The organism is Cellulosimicrobium sp. TH-20, from assembly GCF_002105775.1.
In the GTDB taxonomy this organism is placed as follows: Bacteria; Actinomycetota; Actinomycetes; order Actinomycetales; family Cellulomonadaceae; genus Cellulosimicrobium; species Cellulosimicrobium funkei.
Map to the genome: position 1 here is coordinate 519799 of NZ_CP020857.1, position 23040 is coordinate 542838.

Below are 23040 nucleotides of genomic sequence, written 5' to 3' on the forward strand. Positions count from 1 at the left end.
CGCTGCCCGGGGACGGCGGCGAGCTCGTCGGAGCGCGAGCCCGCGCCCTCGATCGCGTCGAGGCCGCCGGGACCGGCGGTGAGCGTGCCGCCCGGCACGACCGACGTCTCCGCGACGTCGCCCGACACCTCGGCGGACGCGCGGCGCGAGCGCAGCCGCGGGTCGGCGAGGTCGTTGAGGCTCTCGCCGACGAGCGTGATGCCGAGCACCACGAGCACGATCGCGAGGCCCGGGAAGAGCGCGGTCCACCAGATGCCGCTCGTCACGTCGGACACGGCCTTGTTGAGGTCGTAGCCCCACTCGGCGGCCGCGGTCGGCTCGATGCCGAACCCGAGGAACCCGAGCCCGGCGAGCGTGAGGATCGCCTCGGACGCGTTGAGCGTGACGATGAGCGGCAGCGTGCGGGTCGAGTTCCGCAGGACGTGGCGCACCATGATGCGCCGGTGCGGCGTGCCGAGCACGCGCGCCGAGTCGACGAACGCCTCGCCCTTGATCCGCACGACCTCCGCGCGCGTGACACGGAAGTACTGCGGCACGAACACCACGGTGATCGAGAAGGCCGCGGCGAGGATGCCGCCCCACATGCTCGACTGGCCGCCGGAGATGACGATCGCCATGAGGATCGCGAGGAGCAGGGACGGGAACGCGTAGATCGCGTCGCACACCACGACGAGCAGGCGGTCGGCCCAGCCGCCGAAGTACCCGGAGACGAGCCCGAGCAGCACCCCGACGACGATCGAGGCGAGGATCGCCACGACGATGACGAGGAGCGCCGTCTGCGCGCCCCAGATGACGCGCGACAGGACGTCGTAGCCGCCGACGGTCGTGCCGAGCAGGTGCTCGGCGGACGGCGGCTGCTGCGCGCCGAACGGCCCGTCCGCGGTGCGGAGCTGGCTGTACCCGTAGGGGGCGAGCACGGGCGCGAGGGCGGCGGTGAGCAGGAAGAGGCCCGTGATGACGAGGCCCGTGACGAGCATGCCGCGCTGCAGCCCGACGCTCTGCCGGAGCTGGTGGACGACGGGCAGGCGCTTCCACCACGCGACGCGCCCGCGCTCGGGGACGACGACGGGGACGGGGCCCCCGGTGCCCGGACCGGCCGGGACGACGGTCTCCGCGACCATGTCAGTACCTCACCCTCGGGTCGATGAGCGCCGCGATGATGTCGACGAGGAAGTTCGTGACCGCGACGATCACGGCCATCAGCACGACGATCCCCTGCACGGCGACGAAGTCGCGCGCCTGGAGGTACTCGGCGAGCTGGAAGCCGAGCCCCTTCCACTCGAACGTCGTCTCGGTGAGCACGGCGCCCGCGAGGAGCATCGCGACCTGGAGCCCGATGACGGTGATGATGGGGATGAGCGCGGGGCGCCACGCGTGCGCGCGCACGAGCCGGGACTCGCGCACGCCGCGCGACCGCGCCGCGACCACGTAGTCGGTCGAGAGCGTCCCGATGACGTTGGTGCGCACGAGCCGCAGGAACACGCCCGCCGTGAGCAGCCCGAGCGCGAGCGCCGGGAGGACGGCGTGCTGGAGCACGTCACCGACGATCGCCGGGTCGCCCGTCCGGATCGCGTCGATCAGGTAGAAGCCGGTCGGGTCGTCGAGGAACTGCAGCTCGATCTCCGCGTCGGTGGACGCGCGCCCGGACACGGGCAGCCAGCCGAGCCACACCGAGAAGACGAGCTTGAGCATGAGGCCGGCGAAGAACACGGGCGTCGCGTAGGCGAGGATCGCGGAGACGCGCAGGATCGCGTCGGGCACGCGGTCGCGCAGGTAGCCCGCGAGCATGCCCAGCGGGATGCCGACGACGAATGCGACGAGCAGAGCGTAGACCGCGAGCTCGAGCGTCGCGGTGCCGTACGTCGCGAGCACCTCGGTGACCGGGCGGTTGTCGCTGATCGTCGTGCCGAAGTCGCCGCGCACGATGCCGCCGAGGTACTCGAGGTACTGCACGACCACCGGGCGGTCGTACCCGGCCTCGTGGATGCGCTCGGCGAGCTGGTCCGGCGTGAGCCGGCCGCCGAGCGCCGCGGTGATCGGGTCGCCCGTGGCCCGCATGACCACGAAGACCGTGGTCACGAGGATGAAGACCGTCGGGATGATGAGCAGCGCGCGGACCAGGATGTAGCTCCCGAGCCCGCCGCCGCGGCGGCGGGTCGTGCGCGGGGTGCGCACCCGCCCCGCGCGGCCGGGGCCGCGGGGCGCGTCCTCGCCGACGGGCACGTCGGTGGTGGTGGTCGTCATGTCGTCTCTTCCTCAGGTGCCCGGGGCGTCGGCGTGGTCGCCGGTCCGGACGAGCGGTGCCCGGCCCTCCCCGCGGGTCGCGCGGGGAGGGCCGGGCGGCTGGGGCAGCTGCCGGTCAGCCCTTGGACAGCGCCGCGTAGCGGAACTTGAAGGACGGGTCCAGCGTGTCCTCGGCCCCCTCCACGTCCGTCCCGACGACCGCGACCTGCGCGCCCTGGAGGTACGGGAGCGTGGACAGGTCCGCCGCGACCTTGCTCTGGATCTCCTCGATGAGCGCGGTGCGCTCGTCGGCGTCGGGCGTCGCCGCCTGCTGGAGGATGAGGTCGTTGACCTCCTGGTTGGCGTAGTGGTTCACCAGGAAGTTCTCCGTGAGGAAGAACGGCGTGAGGTAGTTGTCCGCGTCGGAGTAGTCCGGGAACCAGCCGAGCTGGTACGCCGGGTAGACGTCGGACGTGCGCTCCTTGGCGTACGTGACCCACTCGGTGGTCTGCAGGTTGACCGTGAAGAGGCCGTCCTTCTCGAGCTGGTCCTTGATGAGCGCGTACTCGTCGGCCGACGACGGGCCGTAGTGGTCGTTCGAGTACTGCAGGTTGAGCGTCACGGGCGTCTCGACGCCCGCGTCGGCCAGGAGCTGCTGCGCCTTCGCGGCGTCGGGCTTGCCCGCGCCGTCGCCGTACATCTCCTTGAGCGGCTCGGCGGCGCCGGTCAGGCCCGCGGGCACGTAGGAGTACAGCGGGGTGTAGGTGCCCTTGTAGACCTGGTCCGAGAGCTCGTCGCGGTCGATGAGCGACGCGGCGGCCTGGCGCACGGCGAGCGCCTTCGCCGGGTCGGCCTCCGGCGTCTTCGCGCCGAACGGCTGGGTGTCGAAGTTGAACGTGATGTAGCGGATCTCGCCGCCCGGGCCGTCCACGACCTTGACGTCGTCGTTGCCGCGCAGGTCCTCGATGTCCGTCGCGGACAGGCTGCGCCACGCGACGTCGATCTTGCCCTGCTGGATCTCGAGCTTCATGTTCGACGCCTCGGCGAAGTACTTCACCGCGACCTTGTCGGTCTTCGCCGGGCCGAGGAGGCCCTCGTAGCCGTCGTACGCCTCGTAGGAGACGAGCTCGTTGAACTTGTAGCCCGTGATCGTGTACTGGCCGGCGAACGCCTTGCCGTCGACGATGTCCTGGTCCGAGGTGAGCGCGTCGGCCGCGAAGACGTCCTCGTCGACGATCGGGCCCGCCGGGCTGGACAGGATCTGCGGGAAGAGCTGGTCGTTCTCGCTCTTCAGGTGGAAGACGACGGTCGTGTCGTCGGGCGCCTCGACGCTGTCGAGGTTGTAGAGCAGCGACGCCGGCCCGTTCTCGTCGTTGATCGCGACCTGGCGGTCGAACGAGAACTTCACGTCGGACGACGTGAGGTCGTTGCCGTTGGCCCACTTGAGGCCCGGCTTGAGCTTGACCGTGTACTCGGTCGGCGAGGTGAACTCGGCCGACTCCGCGATGTCGGGCTCGACGTCGGGGCTGCCGTACGGGGTGTTCATGAGGAACGGGAAGACCTGGTTCATCACGGCGAACGAGCCGTTGTCGTACGAGCCGGCCGGGTCGAGCACCGTGACCTTGTCGGTGGTGCCGATGACGAGCGAGCCGCTCGCCGAACCGCCGCCGTCACCGTCGCCCTCGCCGTCGCTCGAGCCCCCGCCGCACGCGGTCAGGGTCAGCGTCACCGCCGTGATGCCGGCGGCCGCGGCGAGGAGCCGCTTCCTGGACACCGCTGTCATGTGTCTACCTCTTTCTCGGGTTTCTCGGGGTGCGAGACACCGGTGGCGCGACCTTGCACGCACCAGGACCCCGACCTGTCGGCGGAGTGCCGTGATTTCTAGCACAGTGCCGTGTCGCACAGGTGTCAGGATCGACAGAAACCCGGACAGAACGCCAGCGTTGTTACCCGGTCGTAACCCTGCGCCCCGGGCAACGGTCGTGACGTGAGACACACTCACGGCGGTCGCGCCGTGGGTGTAAGGTCCCGCCCCTTTCGGGGCGCCCGGCCCTGGCGGACGACGGCCGCACGGCCCTCAGGAGCCCGCGCGGTCCTCCGGTCCTGCTGCCCCGGGACCACCCGCTGCCGGGCCGTCCGGGGCAGGCTCGACCGGGGCGGGCTCCACCGGGGCGGGCTCGGCCGGCGCGGGGTCGGCCGGGGCGAGGTCGCTCGTCGGGGACGCGTCGGGCGCGGGAGCCGCCGGGTCGGCGGCCAAGGTTCCGGCGGGCGCCCCGCCCACGGCCGACGGCGGGGCGACGCCCGGGTGCACCGCGGCGGCGCCCAGCACCGACCCGCCCGTCACGACGACGCCGGCCGCGACCGCCTGTGCGCGGAGGTCGGCGAGCTCCCGCGCGACCGCCCGGACCGCGAAGCCGGAGACCACGTGGATCGCCCCTGACACGAACGCGTACAGGGCGAACACCACGGTGACGAGGCGCAGCACGTCGAACGCGTCGAGCGGGCGTGTGACGAGGAGGATCCCGAAGAGCACCGACACGATCCCCACGGCGAGCATCCACGCCCAGCCGAGGTCGCGGTTGCGCACGAGCGCCGCCGCCCCCGCGATCGTCGTGATGCCGAGGACGAGCACCCAGACGGCGAGGACGTAGTACAGCGCCGTCGCGCCGAGGTCCGGCCACAGCGCCACCACCACGCCGAACACGACGTTGACCCCGGCCTGCGCGAGCCACCACGCCGACCCGACCTGCTTGCGGTGCACGAACCCCTGGACGGCGACCAGCACGCCGTCGGCCACGAGGAACGCCCCCAGCACGACCCGGAGGGTCCCCAGCTGCTCGAGCGGCTCGATCATGAGGAGCAGGCCCAGGACGACGAGGAGCGTGCCCCGGACGACGGGGAGCCACCACACCCGGCGGAAGGGGTTGCGCTCCTGCCCGCTCTCGTCCGGCGTCGCGGGTGCGGCGCCTCCGGCCTCGTCGCGCTGCGTCGTCGTGCCACGTGCCATGCCGACCTCCCCGGGAGTGCGTGCCCCCCCCATGCTAGAGAGGCCTTCCTCACACCCGCCCGTCGAACAACCCCCCACGGGCATCGGACAAGCGGTCGAACCGGGCGAATCACCCGGAGGAATCGGCCAAATACCGCGCCTGCCGGGACCCCCGGACCTAGACTCGCAGGCATGTCCTCCCCCGCGCCCGAGCCGACGACGGGCGACACGCCCCACGGGGGCGCGGTCGTCGAGGTCGGGTCGCTCGCCGCGTCGGGCCGGCGTGACGCCCGTCCCCAGACCGGCGCGCTCGAGGCGCTGCTCGCCCCGCGCGGCCGCGACGACGACGGCACGGTCCGGGTCGTCGACACCGCCGAGCAGCGGGTCCGGCACCCGATCGACTTCGTCAACCTCGTGCTGTGCGCGGTGGGTGTCGCGGTCGTCATGCTCATGTCGGTGTACGCGCACGGCACGACCGAGGGCGTCGCGGAGGACGTGCAGAACTTCTCGGACGTGCTCGCCCGCGTGCTCTTCCTCCCGGTCACCGTGCTCGAAGGGCTCATCACGCTCTTCGTGCCGCTCGCGGTGCTGGTCGAGCTCGGTCTGCGCCGGTTGGGGCGGCAGGTCGTCGAGTCCATCGTCGCCGCCGCGCTCGGCCTGCTCCTCGGGGTGCTGGTCGTGCTCGCGCTGCGCACGTGGGGCTCCGACGACCTGATCCGCGGGCTCTCCGCGTTCATCGACGGGTCGTGGCAGCTCACCATCCCCGACTACCTGTACGTCGCCGCGATCGCCGGCCTCCTCACGGCCGCGGGCACGCGCACCCGACGACGCACCGTCAAGTGGTCGTGGAACCTGCTGTTCGTCGCGATCGGCGTCGTGCTCATCACCGGCCAGGTCTCGCTGCCGGGCATCATCATCACGCTGCTGCTCGGGCGCATCGCCGGGCTGGCCGTGCGGTACGTCTCCGGCGTCCGCAGCGAGCGCGCCTACGGGCCCGACCTCGTGGCCGGGGTCCGACGCGCGGGGTTCGCCCCCGTGGCGCTCGTCCGCGTGCGCGACGTCACCGACGACGACGAGCTCGCCGAGGCGGCGGACGACCCCATCACGGAGGTCGACGCCGAGGGCCGCATCACGGCCGAGGTGCACGTGGGCGTGCTGCGCGCGCCGGGCGCGGGCGACGACGGCGGGACCGTCCTCACCGCCGACGCGGCCCTCGCGGCGCACCACCTCGGGGCCGCGCACCCCGACGAGAGCGAGGCCCCGCAAGGCACGGACGCCGCCCCCGAGCCGCAGGACGCCCCGTCCGACCCGGCCGCGATCGCGCTGACGCGCGCGGGCGACAACCGCGTCTACGCGATGCTCGCGGAGGACGACGTGCGCCGCGACGTCGTCGTGCTCGACGGCGACCGCCAGGTCGTCGGCTTCCTCACCCGCTTCTGGCGGTCGCTGCGCCTGCGCGGCAGCGAGGGCCGCGCCGCGATCTCGCTGCGCGCCGCCGCGGAGCGCACGGCCCTCCTGTCCTACGCGGCACGGGCGGCCGGCGTCCGCACGCCGCGGCTCCTGGGCGTCGCCGAGTCCGCCGACTCGATGGTGCTGGTCCAGGAGCACGCGACGGGTGCCGTGTCGCTGCGCGACCTGCCCGTCGAGGACGTCACCGGCTCGGTGCTCAACGAGGCGTGGCGCCAGCTCCGCCTCGCGCACTCCGCCGGGATCGCGCACCGCGCCCTGACCTCCGACGTCGTGCTCGTCTCGCACGACCCGGCGACGGGCGCCCCGGAGCTGTGGCTCACCGGGTGGGAGCAGGGCGACATCGCGTCGTCCGAGCTCGCGCGCCGCATGGACCTCGCCCAGATGGTCGCGCTGCTCGCGCTGCGCGTCGGGGCGCAGCGCGCCGTCGAGTCCGCGGTGAGCGTGCTGCCCGACGACGACATCGCCGCCATCGGCCCGCTGCTCCAGTCGGTCGCCCTGCCGCCGAGCACGCGCGAGGAGATCCGGCAGGACAAGGAGCTGCTCAAGGAGCTGCGCGCCGCGCTCGTGGAGCGGCTGCCCGAGGCGGACGTCGAGCCGCAGCGGATCACGCGGTTCGGCGCCCGCACGGTGCTGACGATCGCGCTCGTGATCGCCGCGGTGACCGCGCTCGTCACGTCGTTCAACTTCGAGCAGATCGCCGAGGCCGTCACCGAGGCGAACCCGTGGTGGGCCGTCCTGTCGTTCGTCCTCGGCATCCTCACGTGGGTCGGCGCCGCGCTGACGCTCACGGCGTTCTCGCCGAAGCGCCTGCCGTTCTGGCGCGTCAACCTGACCCAGGCGGCCGGCTCCTACGTCGCGCTCGCCGCGCCCGCGGGGATCGGCCCGGCGGCGCTCAACCTCCGGCTGCTCACGAAGCGCGGCATCTCGACGCCGATGGCCGTCGCCACCGTCGCGCTCGTGCAGGTGTCGCAGTTCGTCGTGACGATCCTCATCCTCGTGGTGCTGTCCGTCTTCACCGGCGAGGGCGGCCTGGTCCAGCTCCCCTCGACGACCGTGCTGCTCGCCATCGGCGGCGTCGCGCTCGCCGTGCTCGCGACGCTCCTCGTGCCCGCGGTGCGGACGTGGGCGCTCGCCAAGCTCCGGCCGACCGTCCAGCAGGTGTGGCCGCGGCTCTCGGAGATGCTCGGCCAGCCGGGGCGCCTCGCCGTCGGCCTCGCGGGGAACATCGTCATGACGCTCGGCTACGTGCTGGCCTTCGACGCCGCGCTCGCGGCGTTCGGGCAGGAGCTCGACCTCGTCGACGTCGCCGTGATCTACCTGGTCGGCAACGCGGCCGGCGCGGCCGTCCCGACGCCGGGCGGCCTGGGCACCATCGAGCTCGCGCTGACCGCGGGGCTCACCGCGGCCGGCGTCCCGGTCGCGCTCGCCACGTCGGCCACCCTCCTCTTCCGCGTCGCGACGTACTGGGCGCGCATCCCCATCGGCTGGTTCGCCATGCGCTTCCTGCAGAAGAAGGGCGACCTCTAGCGCGCCACCGCCGGCCCCCGAGGCGGTCCGCGCACCGCGCGGGCGGACGCCGCGGCCCCGGGGACGTTCGACCCGGGACGGCGCGGGCGGCCCCCGATAGGCTCGCCGCGCACCCGCCGTCCCCACCGGTCGCGCGGGCGCTCACGATGCTCGACGAGGTGAGGAGCCCGCACGTGAGGATCGGTGTCCCCCGCGAGGTGAGGGACGGGGAGCGGCTGGTCGCCGCGACCCCGCGCACGGTCGAGCGCCTGCGGGCGCTCGGGTACGAGGTGGTCGTCGAGCACGACGCGGGCGCGGGGGCCACGTTCTCCGACGCCGCGTACGAGGCCGCGGGCGCCGCGGTGGTCGACGCCGCGACGGCGTGGGGGGCCGACGTCGTCACCGCCGTGAACGCGCCCATCGACGCGCAGGTGGCGCTCCTGCGCCCGGGCGCGACCCTCGTCGCGATGCTCGGCCCCGCGAACGACCCCGACCTCGTGCGGCGCCTCGCCGACCACGGCGTGACCGCGCTCGCGCTCGACGCCGTGCCCCGCATCTCGCGTGCCCAGGCCCTCGACGTCCTGAGCACGCTGTCGAACGTCGCGGGCTACCGCGCCGTCGTCGAGGCCGCGGCCGAGTACGGCGGCATGTTCGCCGGGCAGGTCACCGCCGCGGGCAAGACGCCGCCCGCGAAGGTCTTCGTCATCGGCGGCGGCGTCGCGGGCCTCGCCGCGGTGGGCGCGGCCGCGAGCCTCGGCGCGCAGGTGCGCGCGTTCGACGTCCGCTCGGAGGCGGCCGAGCAGATCGAGTCCATGGGCGGTACCGCCGTGCGCGAGCCCGCGGCGCAGCAGGGCATGTCGGCCGACGGGTACGCGAAGCCGCTCACGCCCGAGCAGGAGGCGGCGGCCCTCGCCGTCTACGCGCGCGAGGCGGCCGACGCGGACGTCGTCGTCACGACGGCGCTCGTGCGCGGCCGGGCGCCGCGCACCCTCACGGCCGAGGCGATCGCCGGGATGCGGCCCGGGAGCGTCGTCGTCGACCTCGCGGCCTCGGGCGGCGGCAACTGCGCGCTCACCGTGCCGGGCGAGCGCGTCGTCACCGAGAACGGTGTCGTGGTCGTCGGCTGGACCGACCTCGCGGGCCGGCTCCCGCAGCACACGTCGCAGCTGCTGGGGACGAACGTCGTGCACCTGCTCGAGCTGCTCACGCCCGGCAAGGACGGCGTGCCCGTGCTCGACCTCGACGACCCGGTCCAGCGCGGCATGACCGTCGCGCGCGCCGGCGAGGTCCTCTGGCCGCCGCCACCCGTCGCGGTGAGCGCCGCGCCGTCCCCCGCCGCACCACCACCGCCGGACCCCGTACAGGAGGCCGCGGACCGCGAGCGCGCCGCCGCGGAGGCCGCCGCGGCCGCGAGCCTGCGCCGCCGCCGTCGGACCGTCGGCGCCGCGCTCGCCGCGGTGCTCGTCACGCTCGCGCTGTCGTTCGCGCCGCCGTCGCTCGTCGGGCACGTCACGGTGTTCACGCTCGCGGTGATCGTCGGGTACTACGTCATCTCGAACGTCACGCACTCCCTGCACACGCCGCTCATGGCCCAGACGAACGCGATCTCCGGCATCATCCTCGTCGGCGCGCTCCTGCAGCTCGGCTCCGACGACTGGGTCGTCACGACGCTCGCGCTCGTCGCGGCGACGCTCGCGAGCATCAACGTGTTCGGTGGCTTCCTCGTCGCGAACCGCATGATCGGCATGTTCCGCAAGGACGTCCCCGCCCGCGCGCAGGAGGTGGCTCGATGACCGCCACGTCCGTCGCCCAGGCCGTCTACGTCCTCGCGGCCGTCCTGTTCGTGCTGAGCCTCGCGGGCCTGTCGAAGCAGGAGTCCGCGCGCCGCGGCAACGTCCTCGGCATGGTCGGCATGGTCCTCGCGCTCGCCGCGACGATCGTCCTCGCGCTCGGCACGAGCGCCCGCCCCGTCCTCGTCACCGCGCTGCTCGTCGCGGTCGTGCTCCTCGTGGGCGCCGCCGTCGGGACGTGGCGGGCCCGTCGCGTCGAGATGACGCAGATGCCCGAGCTCATCGCGATCCTGCACAGCTTCGTCGGGGCCGCGGCCGTGCTCGTCGGCTTCAACTCGTACCTCACCGCGCAGGCCGCGGGGCACGACGACGTCGCGCACCTCGTCGAGGTCTCGCTCGGCGTGCTCGTGGGCGCCGTGACGTTCACCGGCTCCGTCGTCGCGTTCCTCAAGCTGTCCGGTCGCACGCGGTCGGCGCCGCTCCAGCTCCCCGGCCGGAACCTGCTCAACCTCGGGGCGCTCGTGGCGAGCCTCGGGCTCGTCGCGTGGTTCGTCGTCGCGCCGTCGGTGTGGCCGCTGCTCCTGCTCACCGTCGTGTCGCTCGCGCTGGGCTGGCACCTCGTCGCGTCGATCGGGGGCGGCGACATGCCCGTCGTCGTCTCGATGCTCAACTCGTACTCCGGCTGGGCCGCCGCCGCGGCGGGCTTCATGCTCGGCAACGACCTGCTCATCGTCACGGGCGCGCTCGTCGGGTCCTCCGGTGCGATCCTCAGCTACATCATGTGCCGGGCCATGAACCGGTCGTTCGTGTCCGTCATCCTCGGCGGCTTCGGGGCCGAGGAGGGCGCGGCCCCCGCGGGTGGCGAGGGCCCGCAGGGCGAGCACCGCGAGGTGAGCGCCGACGACGTCGCGGCCCTCCTGCGCGACGCGCGGAGCGTCGTCATCACCCCGGGCTACGGCATGGCGGTCGCCAAGGCGCAGTACCCCGTCGCGGACCTCGTGCAGCTCCTGCGCGACGGCGGCGCCCAGGTCCGCTTCGGCGTCCACCCCGTCGCGGGCCGGCTCCCCGGGCACATGAACGTGCTGCTCGCGGAGGCGCGCGTCCCGTACGACATCGTGCTCGAGATGGACGAGATCAACGACGACCTGGCCGGGACGGACGTCGTGCTCGTCATCGGGGCGAACGACACCGTGAACCCGGCCGCGCTCGACGACCCCGGCTCGCCCATCGCGGGCATGCCCGTGCTGCACGTGTGGGAGGCGGAGCAGGTCGTCGTCTTCAAGCGGTCCATGGCGGCCGGCTACGCCGGGGTGCAGAACCCGCTGTTCTTCCGCGAGAACACCGGGATGCTCTTCGGGGACGCCAAGCAGCGGGTCGAGGACATCGTGGCGGCGCTCCGCGCGGGCTGAGGGGCCGCGCGCGACGGGGACGGCGCGGGGCCCGCGGAGCGCGCGTCGGCGATCAGCCGGGCACGCGCTCCCGGGCGGGGGCGAACGTGAGCGACGGCAGCGTCTCGAGCGTCCGGTGCGCGGCGACGTAGTCCTTGAGGTCCCCGCGGAAGACGACGCGGCCCGGCAGGTCGAGCAGCGTCTGGGGCCGCACCTGCCACCGCTCGACCCCGAGGTCCCACACCCCCGCGCCGTGCAGCACGTGGTAGACGAACTCCGAGCAGAAGAACCGGTCCTCGGCCTCGTGCCCGCGGCCGAACCGCGCGCCGACGAGGCCGCGCACGTTGTACGAGAACGCGTGCGAGTCGAGCAGGAACTCGGTGATCCGGACGCGGATCGCCTCGTGCTGCTCGGGGGTCACGGGCACCGCGAGCACGACCCCCGGCACGACGTCCATGCCGCGGTACAGGCCGTCGTCGAACCGCTCGCGGCGGAAGCAGCCGACGAACGGGTTGCCCGCCCGGCGTCGGCCGAAGCTGAACATGAGGTCGAGGCCCTGGTCGAGCGCCAGGGAGGAGTGCGTGAACTCGTCGCGCGTCGCCAGCGCGATCGTCCGGGACAGGACCGTACGACTGCGGGACAGGACGACGTAGACGTTCACGCGAGTGACCATACGATGCCCGAGCCCGCAAGCGGAACGGGCGGAGCGGGGTATTTGTCCGGTCGGCCGCGACGAGGAGCCGTCGGCCGGGCCCGCAAGCGCGGGATCGCCGCGCTCACCCGTCCGACGGCGCCCGGTCGAGAACCACCCGGTCGAGGACCGCCCGTGCGTGCCGGAGGACCGGCTCGTCGACCATGCGGCCCTCGAACGTGAAGACGGCGCCCGCGCCGCCCGGGTTCGCGGCCGCGGCGTCGAGCAGCGCGCGGGCGTCGGCCACCTGCTCGGCGGTCGGTGCGTAGGCGGCGCGGATCACGGGGACGTGGCTCGGGTGGATGCACGCCGTCGCGGCGAACCCCGACGCGGCGGCGTCCTCGGCCTCGGCACGCAGCCCGTCGAGGTCACCCACGTCGAGGTGCACCGCGTCGACCGCGGCCTTCCCCGCCGCACCGGCCGCGAGCAGCACCGCGGCGCGGGCGTGCCGCGCGACGTCGCGGTACGTGCCGTCGGGCCGGCGGCTCGACGTCCCCCCGAGGGAGGCGACGAGGTCCTCCGCGCCCCACATCAGCGCGACGACCTCGGGCCTGCGGGCGAGCTCCGGCGCCGCGAGGACGCCGGCCGCCGTCTCGCACAGCGCGAGCAGTCGCACCCCGGGGAGCGTCGTCGCGAGCCCGCCGAGCGACACGAGCAGCTCCGGCCCGGCCTTGGCGACCATGACCGTGCGCAGGCGCGTGTCCGCGAGCGCCGCCACGTCGAGCGCGTGCTCGGGCGTCCCGACGGGGTTCACGCGCACGACGGTGCGCGCCGGGTCGAGCGTCGCGGACGCCTCGACGACGGCTCGCCGCGCGGCGTCCTTGGCGTGCGGGGCGACGGCGTCCTCGAGGTCGAGGATCACGGCGTCCGCGCGGTCCGCGGCCTTCGCGAACCGGTCGGGTCGGTCGCCGGGGCAGAACAGCAGCGCGGGCCCGAGCCCGAACCCTGGCGGGGAGGCGTCGCGCTGCCCGACGCCGTCGCTCACCACGCGCTCTCCTCGTCGCCGCGCTCGAGCACGGGCTCGTGCACGCCCGCCGCGTGCTCGCCGAGCCCGGGGCTGTCGCCGGGATCGGCACCCGCCGTGCCCACGACCCCGGGTCCGGTGGGCGCCCCGGGAGACCGGGCGTCGTCGGGCACGGCCGCGGACGCCGCCTCGTGGGCGGCGCGCGTCCAGAAGAGCGCGGTGCGGACGGCGCGTGCGACGAGCACGCCGTCCTGGTTGAGGCCGCGGTGCTCGAGGGTCACGACGCCCTGCCCCGGCCGCGACGCGGAGAGCCGCTTCTCCACGACCTCCGTCTCGGCGTAGAGGGTGTCGCCGTGGAACAGCGGCTTCGGGAACTCGACCTCGCGGAACCCGAGGTTCGCGACGATCGTGCCCTGCGTGACCTGCCCGACGGAGAGCCCGACGAGCGTCGACAGCGTCATCATCGAGTTGACGAGCCGCTGCCCGAACGGCTGGGTCGCGGCCCACGCGGCGTCGAGGTGCAGCGCCTGGTGGTTCATCGTGAGCGTGGAGAAGACGACGTCGTCCGCCTCCGTGAGCGTGCGGCCGGGCCGGTGGCGGTACACCACCCCGGTCTCGAGCTCGTCGTAGTACAGGCCCCGCTGGACCACCTCGCGCATGCTGCTCCTCCCCTCGTCCCTGACGGCGCGAGCCGCCGACCACGAGGTTGCTGTCGGGATGACCGTGAGAGCGACAGCAACCTCGTGGTCGGCGTCGGTCCCGCGCTAGCCGTCCAGTCCCAGGCTCCTCGCGATGACCATGAGCTGCACCTCGGTCGTGCCCTCGCCGACCTCGAGCACCTTCGCGTCGCGGTAGTGCCGTGCGACGGGGTTCTCGTTGAGGAACCCGTAGCCGCCGAAGATCTGCGAGGCGTCGCGCGCGTTCGCCATCGCGGCCTCGCCACCGACGAGCTTCGCGACCGACGCCTCCGCCTTGAACGGCTTGCCGCGCACGAGCTTCTGCGCGGCGTCGAGCCACGCGAGGCGCGCGGTGTGGACGCGCGCCTGCATGCGGGCGAGCGTGAACGCGACGTGCTGGTTCTCCCCGATCGACCGACCGAACACGACGCGCTCGCGCGCGTACCGCAGCGCCTCCTCGAGGCAGCCCTGCGCGGCGCCGGTCGCGAGGGCGGCGAACGCGATGCGGCCCTCGTCGAGCGCGCGGAGGAAGTTCGCGTACCCACGACCGCGCTCGCCGAGCAGGTTCCCGGCGGGCACGCGGACGTCGGTCAGCGTGAGGGGGTGCGTGTCCGAGGTGTGCCAGCCGACCTTGTCGTACGACGGCCCCACCTCGAGCCCGGGCGTCCCCGCCGGGACGATGATGCTCGACAGCTCCTTGCGCACCTCGCCGTCCGGGCCGACCGTCTCGCCCGTCACGGCGGTGATGGTCACGAGGCTCGTGATGGGCGTCCCCGAGTTGGTGATGAACTGCTTCGACCCGTCGATCACCCACTCGTCGCCGTCGAGCCGCGCGGTCGTGCGGGTGCCGCCCGCGTCGGACCCGGCCCCGGCCTCGGTGAGCCCGAACGCTGCGAGCGCCCGCCCGGCGAGCAGGTCGGGCAGCCACCGCTCCTGCTGCTCGCGCGACCCGTGCCGGTAGAGCGGGACGATCCCGAGCCCGACCCCGGCCTCGAGCGTCACCGCGATCGACTGGTCGACGCGCGCGAGCGCCTCGACCGCGAGGCACAGCGACACGTAGTCCTGGCCCTGGCCCCCGACGTCGCGCGGGAACGGCAGCCCGAACAGCCCCAGCTCCCCCATCTGCGCGATGATCTCCATCGGCAGGCGACGTTCGGTGTCGTAGCGGTAGGCGGCGGGCGCGACGACGCTGTCCGCGAAGTCGCGCACCACCTGGCTGAGCTTCCGCTGCTCGTCGTCGAGCAGGACGTCGGCCTCGATCATGATGCTCCCTGGGTGTCGGGTTGCGGGACCGGGGCGGCGGGTTGTGCCGCACCGGAGTCGTGGGGGTGGACGACGGCGACCACCTGGTCCCGGCGCACGAGGTCGCCGGGGCGCACGCGCACGTCGGCGACGCCGTCGTGCGGGGCGAGGAGCGGGTGCTCCATCTTCATGGCCTCGACGGTGACGAGGACGTCCCCGGCGGTGACGGGCTCGCCGTCCGCGGCGGCCGTGACGACCGTGCCGGGCATCGCGGCGCGCACCTCGGGGTCGGTCGCGCCGGGCGCGTCACCCCGTGCCCGACGGCGGTCGGCCCGCGCCCGTGCGGCGCGCTGCTCCCGGTCCGGGGCGGCCAGGGCGACGGTCCGCCCGGCGCGCCACACCCACACCGTCGCGGGCTCGCCGTCGGCGGGGGGCGCGTCGAGGGCGAGCCGCACGCGCTCCCGGACACCGTCCAGGCTGAGCCACCACGCGCCGTCGGCCCCGGGGTCGCGGACGAGCGACGCCCGCGCCGCGTGCGTCGTCGAGCCGGGCCACGCGCCGTCGTCGGGTGCCGGCACGCGCACGACGGCGTCCCCCACCACCCCGGACACCCGCACCTCGTGCGCGCCCCCGCCGGCATCGACGAGCAGGACCCGCCGCGCCGCCGCGCCCCCGTTGAGCCGCCACCCGTCCCCCGCCCGCCAGGGATCGTCGTCCCGCCCCCCGATCCCCCGCCGAGCAGGCGGTCGTGGCCCGTCCCGCCCTCCGGACGAGCCGCAACCGCCTGCTCGACGAGGAACAGGGCTGCGGCGACGAGGGACCGACGAGCGTCCGCACCATCGCGCCCGGCCGGCGAGCCGACCTCCGAGGCGAGGGGGCGGGGGGTGTGCGCGCCGTCGTGGTCGGGCCTGGCGGGAGCGCCCGAGGAACGAGGGCGCGGAGGGTAGACGGCGCGCGCACCCCCCGGCCCCTCGCCGGACCCAGCCATCCCAGAACCGGCGGAGACCAGACGGTCGATCAGGCCGGTGTCGAGCCGACCCGCCCGGACGTCGTCGTCCGCGAGCAGGGACCGCAGGAACGCCGTGTTCGTCTCGACGCCCAGCACGACCGTCCGCGCGAGCAGGCCGTCGAGGCGCTCCACGGCCTCGTCGCGCGTCTCGCCCCAGGCGACGGCCTTCGCGAGCATCGGGTCGTAGTGCCCACCCACCACGGCACCGGCGGAGATCCCGGAGTCGAGGCGCAGCGGGGAGGCGCCGGGCCCGGACGGGACGCCACCGTCGTCGTAGACCAGCACCGACCCGGTCGCCGGGAGGAAGCCGCGGTCGGGCGACTCGGCGTAGAGGCGCGCCTCGACGGCGTGGCCGCGGAGCACGACGTCGTCCTGCGCCAGGCCCAGCGGCTCGCCCGCCGCGACGCGGAGCTGGAGCGCGACGAGGTCGAGGCCGGTGACCATCTCGGTCACGGGGTGCTCCACCTGGAGGCGCGTGTTCATCTCGATGAAGAAGAACTCGTCCGGGCTCGCGGCGGGGACGAGGAACTCGACCGTCCCGGCGCCGACGTACCCGACCGACCGCGCGACCTCGCACGCGGCCTCGCCCATGCGGGCGCGCTGCTCCGCGGTGAGGAGCGGCGACGGCGCCTCCTCGACCACCTTCTGGTGGCGGCGCTGGAGCGAGCACTCGCGCTCGCCGAGGTGGACCACGGTCCCGTGCGTGTCGGCGAGCACCTGCACCTCGATGTGGCGCGGCGCCTCGACGAGCCGTTCGAGCAGGAGCGTGTCGTCGCCGAACGACGACGCCGCGACCCGGCGCGCGGACGCGAGGGCGCCGGGCAGGTCGGCCTCCGCGCGCACGACGACCATGCCCTTGCCCCCGCCCCCGGCGGACGGCTTGACGAGCAGCGGGAACCCGACGGCGCCCGCGGCGGCGAGGAGGTCGTCGTCGGACATCCCGGGCTCGCCCGCCCCGGGCACGACGGGCACGCCCCGCGCGCCGACGATGCTCTTCGCGGCGAGCTTGTCGGCCATCGCCTCGAGCGCGTCGACGCCCGGCCCGACGAACGCGATCCCCGCGCGCTCGCACGCCCGGGCGAGCGCCGGGTTCTCCGAGAGGAAGCCGTAGCCGGGGTGGACCGCCTCGGCCCCGGTCGCGACCGCCGCGGCGACGACGGCGTCGACGTCGAGGTAGCTCTGCGTCGCGGGCGCGGGCCCGAGCCGGACCGCGACGTCCGCCTCGCGCACGTGGCGCGCGTCGGCGTCGGCGTCGGAGAAGACGGCGACGGACCGCACGCCGAGGCGGCGCAGCGTGCCGATCACGCGGCACGCGATCTCGCCGCGGTTGGCGACGAGGACCGTGCGGAACCCGGTACCGCCGGTCGGGCGGGCGGTCGCGTCGTGGAGGGTGCGGGAGGTCATCGGCTCACATCCGGAAGAGGCCGAACCGGTCACCGGTCCAGGTCTCGGCGAGGGGCGTGCGCGCGCACACGCCGAGGGCGAGGCCGAGCACGCGGCGCGTGTCGGCGGGGTCGATCACGCCGTCGTCCCACAGCCGCGCGGTCGCGTAGTAGGGGCTGCCGTGCTCGTCGTAGTCGGCGCGGATGCCGGCGGAGAACGCGGCCTCCTCGTCGGGGTCCCACGTCTCGCCGCGCGCCGCGAGCTGGTCGCGCTTGACGGTCGACAGCACCGACGCGGCCTGCGGGCCGCCCATCACGGAGATGCGGCTCGCGGGCCACGACCACAGGAAGCGTGGCGAGTACGCGCGGCCGCACATCGAGTAGTTCCCCGCCCCGAACGACCCGCCGACGATCACCGTGAGCTTCGGGACGCGCGTCGTCGCGACGGCCGTGACCATCTTGGCGCCGTCCTTCGCGATCCCGCCCGCCTCGGCGTCCGTGCCGACCATGAAGCCGGAGATGTTCTGCAGGAACAGCAGGGGGATGCCGCGCTGGTCGCACAGCTCGACGAAGTGCGCCCCCTTGAGCGCGGACGCCGAGAACAGCACACCCTGGTTCGCGAGGATCCCCACCGGGTGCCCGTGGATGCGCGCGAAGCCCGTGACGAGCGTGTCGCCGTACTCGCGCTTGAACTCGTCGAACCGGCTCCCGTCGACGAGCCGGGCGATGACCTCGCGGGGGTCGTAGGGAGCCTGGACGTCGGCCGGGACGGCGGCGTACAGATTCTCCCCCAGTTCCTGTACGGCGACGCCCGCCACGCGGGGAGGCTCGCCGGGGGCCACGTCCCACGCGGGCTCCGGGTCGGGCGGGAGCGTCGCGACGATGCGCCGCACGGTGTCGAGCGCGTCCTCGTCGTCGTCGGCCAGGTGGTCGACGACGCCGCTGCGGCGCGCGTGCAGCTCGCCTCCGCCGAGCTCCTCGGCCGTGACGACCTCGCCGATCGCCGCCTTCACGAGCGGCGGCCCGCCGAGGAAGATGGTGCCCTGCCCGCGCACGATGACGGTCTCGTCGCTCATCGCGGGCACGTAGGCGCCGCCCGCCGTGCACGACCCGAGCACCGCGGAGATCTGCGGGATCCCCGCCGCCGAGAGGCGCGCCTGGTGGTAGAAGATCCGGCCGAAGTGGTCGCGGTCCGGGAACACCTCGGCCTGCCGGGGGAGGAACGCGCCGCCCGAGTCGACGAGGTAGACGCACGGCAGCCGGTTCTCCAGCGCGATCTCCTGCGCCCGCAGGTGCTTCTTCACCGTGAGCGGGTGGTACGTGCCGCCCTTCACGGTCGCGTCGTTGCACACGACCATGACCTGCCGCCCGCTCACCACCCCGATCCCGGCGACGACGCCCGCGGCCGGCCACGCGCCGTCGTCCACGCCGTACCCGGCGAGCGGCGCGATCTCCAGGAACGGGCTGCCCTCGTCGAGCAGCCGGTCGACGCGGTCGCGCGGGAGCAGCTTGCCGCGCGCCACGTGCCGGTCGCGCGCCGACGCCGGGCCGCCGCGCGCGACGTCCGCCGTGCGCTCGCGCAGCTCCTGAGCGAGCCCGCGCTGCGCGGCGTCGTTCGCCCGGGCCGCGTCCGACCCGGGCTCGACGGCGCTCGTCAGGACGGTCACGCGACCACCTCCTGCCGGCTCCCGGCGAGGAGCGCGAGCGCCGGGTCCTCCAGCATCGCGCCCAGGTCGGCGAGGAAGCGCGCGCCCTGCTCGCCGTCGACCACGCGGTGGTCGAACGACAGGCTGAGCGTGACGACGTCGCGCAGCGCGACCTCGCCGTCGTGCTCCCAGGGCCGACGCCGCACCGCCCCCAGGCCGAGGATCGCCGCCTCGCCGGGGACAAGGATCGGGGTGCCCGCGTCGACGCCGAACACCCCGACGTTGGTGATCGAGATCGTCCCGCCGGTCAGGCGCTCGGGCGTCGTGCGGCCGTCGCGCGCGGTGGTCGTGAGGTCGGTCAGCGCGACGGCGAGGTCGGGCAGGTCGAGCGCCTGCGCGTCGGGCACGTGCGGCACGACGAGGCCCCGGTCGGTCGCGACCGCGATCCCCAGGTGCACCCGTCGGTGCCGCACGATCTCCGCCGAGCCGTCGGGGAGGTCGCGCCACGCGCTGTTGAGCGCGGGGTGGCGCGGCAGCACGAGGCACAGCGCACGGGCCGCGAGCGCCAGCACGGTGATCCGCGCGCCGCGCGCGAGGCGGTGGGTGCGCAGCCGTTCCAGGAGCTCGACGCTCCGCGTCACGTCCACCGTGAGGAACACCGTCGCGTGGGGCGCCGTGAACGCGCTCGCCACCATCGCCGCCGCGGTGTGCTTGCGCACGCCCCGCACGGGCACGACCTCCGCCTCGAGGCCGGCCGCGCGGTCGGCGGCCACGCCCGTCACCGCGCCCGGCGCCGAGAGGGGAGAAGTGGCCCTGCGGCCGCGGTCCGGAGGGGCCAGTTCTCGCTTCTCGCCGCTCGGTGCCCCCGGGCCGGCGGACGTCGCGGGGTGCGCGTGGTGCTCGTCACGCGGTCGGCGGGCGACGTCGCGATGGCAGCTCACCGCCGCGAGGACGTCCTCGCGCGTGATGAGCCCGTCGCGGCCGGAGCCCTCGACGCGGTCGATCCGCACGCCGAGCTTCTTCGCGAGCGCGCGCACCGGCGGCGTCGACCGGGGCCGCTCGCCGGTCACGGTGGTGCGGCGGGGCGCCTCGGCGACGTCGGGCGGTGAAACCTGGGTTTCAGTCACCGCCCGCCGGGGTCGACGCGCGGGCCGCCCGACCCGGTCGGGTCGGGCCCCGTAGCCGACGAGGTTCGGCTCAGGCGCGTCGGCGGGGTCGGCCAGGGTGGTGGCCGGGTCGACGGCCGGGTCACCGCCCAAGGAGCGGGCCGGGCCGTCGGACAGGCCTCCTGTCGGGGCGGTTCCCACCCCGGCGACCGCCCCGACCAGGGCGGGGACGGCGTCGGGCACCCGGGCCGGGACCTCGGCGGACCCGGGCGCCGCGGCGCCGTCCGCCACCGGGGCGGCACCGCCACCGGACGCGGGGGCCGCGCCGTCGTCGACCTCGAAGGTGACCAGCGGCTCGCCGACGCTCACCGTCTGGCCCTCCTCGGCGTGGAGGGACGCGACGACGCCCGCGTACGGGGACGGGAGGTCGACGAGGGCCTTCGCGGTCTCGACCTCCGCGATGACCTGGTTGAGCTCGACGCGGTCGCCCGCGTGGACGTGCCAGCTGACGATGTCGGACTCGGTGAGGCCCTCGCCCAGGTCGGGGAGGCGGAACTCGCGCAGCGCCGTCATCGGGCCACCTCCGCGACGGGACGCCCGGACGACGGCACGAACGGCTCGACGCGCCCCAGGACGCGGTCGACGCCGTCGAGGATGCGGTCGAGGTCGGGCAGGTAGTGGCCCTCGAGCTTCGCGGGCGGGTACGGCATGCCGTGGCCCGTGACCCGCACGGGCGGGGCCTCGAGGTACTCGAAGCAGCGGTCCGTCACGGTCGCGGCGATCTCCGCGCCGAGCCCGGCCTGGCGCGGGGCCTCGTGCGTGACGACGACCCGCCCGGTCTTGCGGACCGACGCCGCGACGGTGTCGTGGTCGATCGGCGACAGCGAGCGCAGGTCGACCACCTCGACGGAGACGCCGTCGTCCGACGCGGCGACGGCCGCGTCGAGCGCGGTCCCGACGAGGCCGCCCCACGTGACGAGCGTGACGTCGTGGCCCTCGCGCACGACGCGGGCCCGGTCCATGGGCGGCGGGTCGACGGGGTCGAGGTCGACCTCGCCCTTGAGGTGGTAGCGCCGCTTGGGCTCGAAGAAGATCACCGGGTCGTCGCACGCGACGGCCTGACGGAGCACGGTGTACGCGTCCTGGGGGTTCGCGACCGACACGACGCGCAGCCCGGCCGTGTGCGCGAACAGCGCCTCGGGCGACTCCGAGTGGTGCTCGGCCGCGCCGATGCCGCCGCCCACGGGGATGCGGATCGTGATCGGCAGGCGCACCTTGCCACCGGTGCGGGCGTGCATCTTCGCGAGCTGGGACAGGATCTGGTCGAACGCGACGAACACGAAGCCGTCGAACTGGATCTCGCACACCGGCCGATACCCGCGGTACGCGAGCCCGACGGCCGTCCCGATGATCCCGGACTCCGCGAGCGGGGTGTCGAGCACGCGCCGCGGTCCGAACTCCGCCTGGAGCCCGTCCGTCACGCGGTAGACGCCGCCCAGGCGGCCGACGTCCTCGCCCATGACGACCACGCGGTCGTCGTCGGTCATCGCGCGGTGCAGCCCGGCGCCGAGCGCCTTCGCGAGCGTGAGGGTCGTCATCGCGCCTCCTCCCCGTCGAAGCCGGCGAGGTAGTGCGCGTACTCCGCGCGCTCGCGGTCCAGCGCGTGGTGCGGCTCCGCGTAGACGTGGTCGAAGAGCGAGAGCGGCGGCGGGTCGGTGAGAGCGACGCACCCGGCGCGCAGCTCGGCGGCCGCCGCGTCGGCGACCTCCTGCACGTGCGCCGCGCCCGCGTCGTCGAGCACCCCGACGGCGCGCAGGTACGCCTCGAAGCGCGCGATCGGGTCACGGCGCGTCCACTCCTCCACCTCGGCCGCGTCGCGGTAGCGCTTCGGGTCGTCGGCCGTGGTGTGCGGGCCCATGCGGTAGGTGACGGCCTCGATCAGGGTAGGGCCGCCGTCGTGCCGGGCGCGGTCGAGGGCCGCGCGGGTCACGGCGAGCACGGCGAGGACGTCGTTGCCGTCGACGCGCACGCCCGGCAGGCCGAACCCGCGGGCGCGCTCCGCGAGCGGGACGCGCGACTGGAGCGCGACCGGCTCGGAGATGGCCCACTGGTTGTTCTGGCAGAAGAACACCACCGGCGAGCGGTACGTGGACGCGAAGACGAACGCCTCGTTCACGTCGCCCTGGCTCATCGCACCGTCGCCGAAGTACGACACCCCGACCGGCAGCCCGGCGGCGGCGTCGACGCGGCCGGCGTCGACGTCGTTCTGCACGCCCATCGCCCAGCCCGTCGCGTGCAGCGCCTGGGCGCCGATGATGACCTGCGGCGACGCCATGCCGATCGCGTACGGGTCCCAGCCGGAGACCGCGACGCCGCGCCACACGCGCACGAGGTCGACGAGCGCCGCGCCGCGCACCCGCGCGACGGCGTGCTCGCGGTAGGAGGAGAAGACGAAGTCGTCGTCGCGCAGCGCGCGCGCCGAGCCGACCTGCGCCGCCTCCTGGCCGAGGAGCGGCGGCCAGAGCGCGAGCTCGCCCTGCCGCTGGAGCGCCGTGGCCTCCGCGTCGATGCGACGCGCCACGACCATGTCCTCGTGGAGCCGCAGCAGCGTCGACCGGGCCGACGCGCGCGCGGCGTCGTCGGACGCCGTCGGGTCGAGGTCCGCGAGCCACCGGTCGAGGTCCGGGTCGCGGTGGCGGGTGCCGTCCTCGTCGAGCACGCGCAGGGTCGGCGTCGACCCGGGGCCCGGGTCGGGCGGGTCCTGCCGCGGCGCGTCCTTGCGCACGTCGCGCACCACGTTCTTCCGGTCTGCTCGTGCGTCGCGCGGGGTTGCCGCCCGGTGACCGTCGTACGCCTTCGGCGGGGTCGCCGCCGTCGGTCCGGTCCGCACCGCAGGTTCGCTGGGCATCGTCGCCACCTCACCTCGGGGAGCCGGTCCTCTCCGTCGAGGACCGAGGTAG

Annotated in this window: 15 protein-coding genes and 2 pseudogenes; 3 read left to right on the plus strand and 14 right to left on the minus strand. The window is 74.7% G+C overall.

Annotated features, from left to right (window positions below; genetic code table 11):
• Positions 1–121: 121 nt before the first annotated feature.
• The 4 genes and pseudogenes from B8281_RS02315 to B8281_RS20005 form a co-directional block, all read right to left on the minus strand.
• Positions 122–977 (minus strand): annotated as a pseudogene (locus B8281_RS02315) (ABC transporter permease); the annotation flags it as partial.
• Between the two features lie 145 nt (positions 978–1122).
• Positions 1123–2244, minus strand: coding sequence for an ABC transporter permease (locus tag B8281_RS02320; protein ID WP_085386785.1), 1122 nt, complete (start codon positions 2242–2244; stop codon positions 1123–1125).
• A 115-nt stretch (positions 2245–2359) separates the two neighbouring features.
• Positions 2360–4006 (minus strand): ABC transporter substrate-binding protein, encoded by a 1647-nt coding sequence (locus B8281_RS02325; protein WP_085386786.1) that lies wholly within the window; start codon positions 4004–4006, stop codon positions 2360–2362.
• 294 nt (positions 4007–4300) lie between these two features.
• Positions 4301–5230 (minus strand): HdeD family acid-resistance protein, encoded by a 930-nt coding sequence (locus B8281_RS20005; protein ID WP_137279910.1) that lies wholly within the window; start codon positions 5228–5230, stop codon positions 4301–4303.
• 171 nt (positions 5231–5401) lie between these two features.
• Here B8281_RS20005 and B8281_RS02335 point away from each other — a divergent pair, with 171 nt between their 5' ends.
• From B8281_RS02335 to pntB, 3 genes are all read left to right on the plus strand, one after another.
• On the plus strand, positions 5402–8206 hold the full coding sequence (locus B8281_RS02335; RefSeq protein ID WP_085386788.1) for a lysylphosphatidylglycerol synthase domain-containing protein: 2805 nt from the start codon (positions 5402–5404) through the stop codon (positions 8204–8206).
• Between the two features lie 173 nt (positions 8207–8379).
• Complete coding sequence (locus tag B8281_RS02340; RefSeq protein ID WP_198163121.1) at positions 8380–9978, plus strand: Re/Si-specific NAD(P)(+) transhydrogenase subunit alpha; 1599 nt, start codon at positions 8380–8382, stop codon at positions 9976–9978.
• The gene (gene pntB / locus B8281_RS02345; protein WP_085386790.1) at positions 9975–11384 is read left to right on the plus strand and encodes a Re/Si-specific NAD(P)(+) transhydrogenase subunit beta; all 1410 of its coding nucleotides are present in this window, start codon (positions 9975–9977) and stop codon (positions 11382–11384) included. Before B8281_RS02340 ends, pntB begins: the two co-directional genes overlap by 4 nt.
• Positions 11385–11436: 52 nt before the next feature.
• Here pntB and B8281_RS02350 read toward each other — a convergent pair whose 3' ends face one another.
• The 10 genes and pseudogenes from B8281_RS02350 to B8281_RS02395 all read right to left on the minus strand — a co-directional run bounded on the left by B8281_RS02350 (position 11437) and on the right by B8281_RS02395 (position 22988).
• Complete coding sequence (locus B8281_RS02350; protein ID WP_051028391.1) at positions 11437–12024, minus strand: hypothetical protein; 588 nt, start codon at positions 12022–12024, stop codon at positions 11437–11439.
• 115 nt (positions 12025–12139) lie between these two features.
• Positions 12140–13039, minus strand: coding sequence for a CoA ester lyase (locus B8281_RS02355; protein ID WP_085388568.1), 900 nt, complete (start codon positions 13037–13039; stop codon positions 12140–12142).
• Between the two features lie 164 nt (positions 13040–13203).
• A pseudogene (locus B8281_RS02360) lies at positions 13204–13677 on the minus strand (MaoC family dehydratase); the annotation flags it as partial.
• A 105-nt stretch (positions 13678–13782) separates the two neighbouring features.
• The gene (locus B8281_RS02365; protein ID WP_085386792.1) at positions 13783–14958 is read right to left on the minus strand and encodes an acyl-CoA dehydrogenase family protein; all 1176 of its coding nucleotides are present in this window, start codon (positions 14956–14958) and stop codon (positions 13783–13785) included.
• Positions 14955–15206 carry an acetyl-CoA carboxylase biotin carboxyl carrier protein subunit gene (locus B8281_RS02370; RefSeq protein WP_157446523.1) on the minus strand — a complete coding sequence of 84 codons (252 nt, stop codon included), beginning with the start codon at positions 15204–15206 and terminating at the stop codon, positions 14955–14957. The genes B8281_RS02365 and B8281_RS02370 overlap by 4 nt, the downstream gene beginning before the upstream one ends.
• On the minus strand, positions 15125–17350 hold the full coding sequence (locus B8281_RS19395) for an acetyl/propionyl/methylcrotonyl-CoA carboxylase subunit alpha (RefSeq protein ID WP_198163122.1): 2226 nt from the start codon (positions 17348–17350) through the stop codon (positions 15125–15127). The genes B8281_RS02370 and B8281_RS19395 overlap by 82 nt, the downstream gene beginning before the upstream one ends.
• A 4-nt stretch (positions 17351–17354) precedes the next feature.
• On the minus strand, positions 17355–18995 hold the full coding sequence (locus tag B8281_RS02380) for a carboxyl transferase domain-containing protein (RefSeq protein WP_085386794.1): 1641 nt from the start codon (positions 18993–18995) through the stop codon (positions 17355–17357).
• Positions 18992–20653 (minus strand): dihydrolipoamide acetyltransferase family protein, encoded by a 1662-nt coding sequence (locus B8281_RS02385; RefSeq protein WP_085386795.1) that lies wholly within the window; start codon positions 20651–20653, stop codon positions 18992–18994. Before B8281_RS02385 ends, B8281_RS02380 begins: the two co-directional genes overlap by 4 nt.
• Complete coding sequence (locus B8281_RS02390) at positions 20650–21678, minus strand: alpha-ketoacid dehydrogenase subunit beta (protein WP_021483500.1); 1029 nt, start codon at positions 21676–21678, stop codon at positions 20650–20652. The genes B8281_RS02385 and B8281_RS02390 overlap by 4 nt, the downstream gene beginning before the upstream one ends.
• A complete protein-coding gene (locus B8281_RS02395) occupies positions 21675–22988 on the minus strand; it encodes a thiamine pyrophosphate-dependent dehydrogenase E1 component subunit alpha (RefSeq protein WP_085388569.1) in 1314 nt (437 codons plus the stop codon). The genes B8281_RS02390 and B8281_RS02395 overlap by 4 nt, the downstream gene beginning before the upstream one ends.
• Positions 22989–23040: the final 52 nt, after the last annotated feature.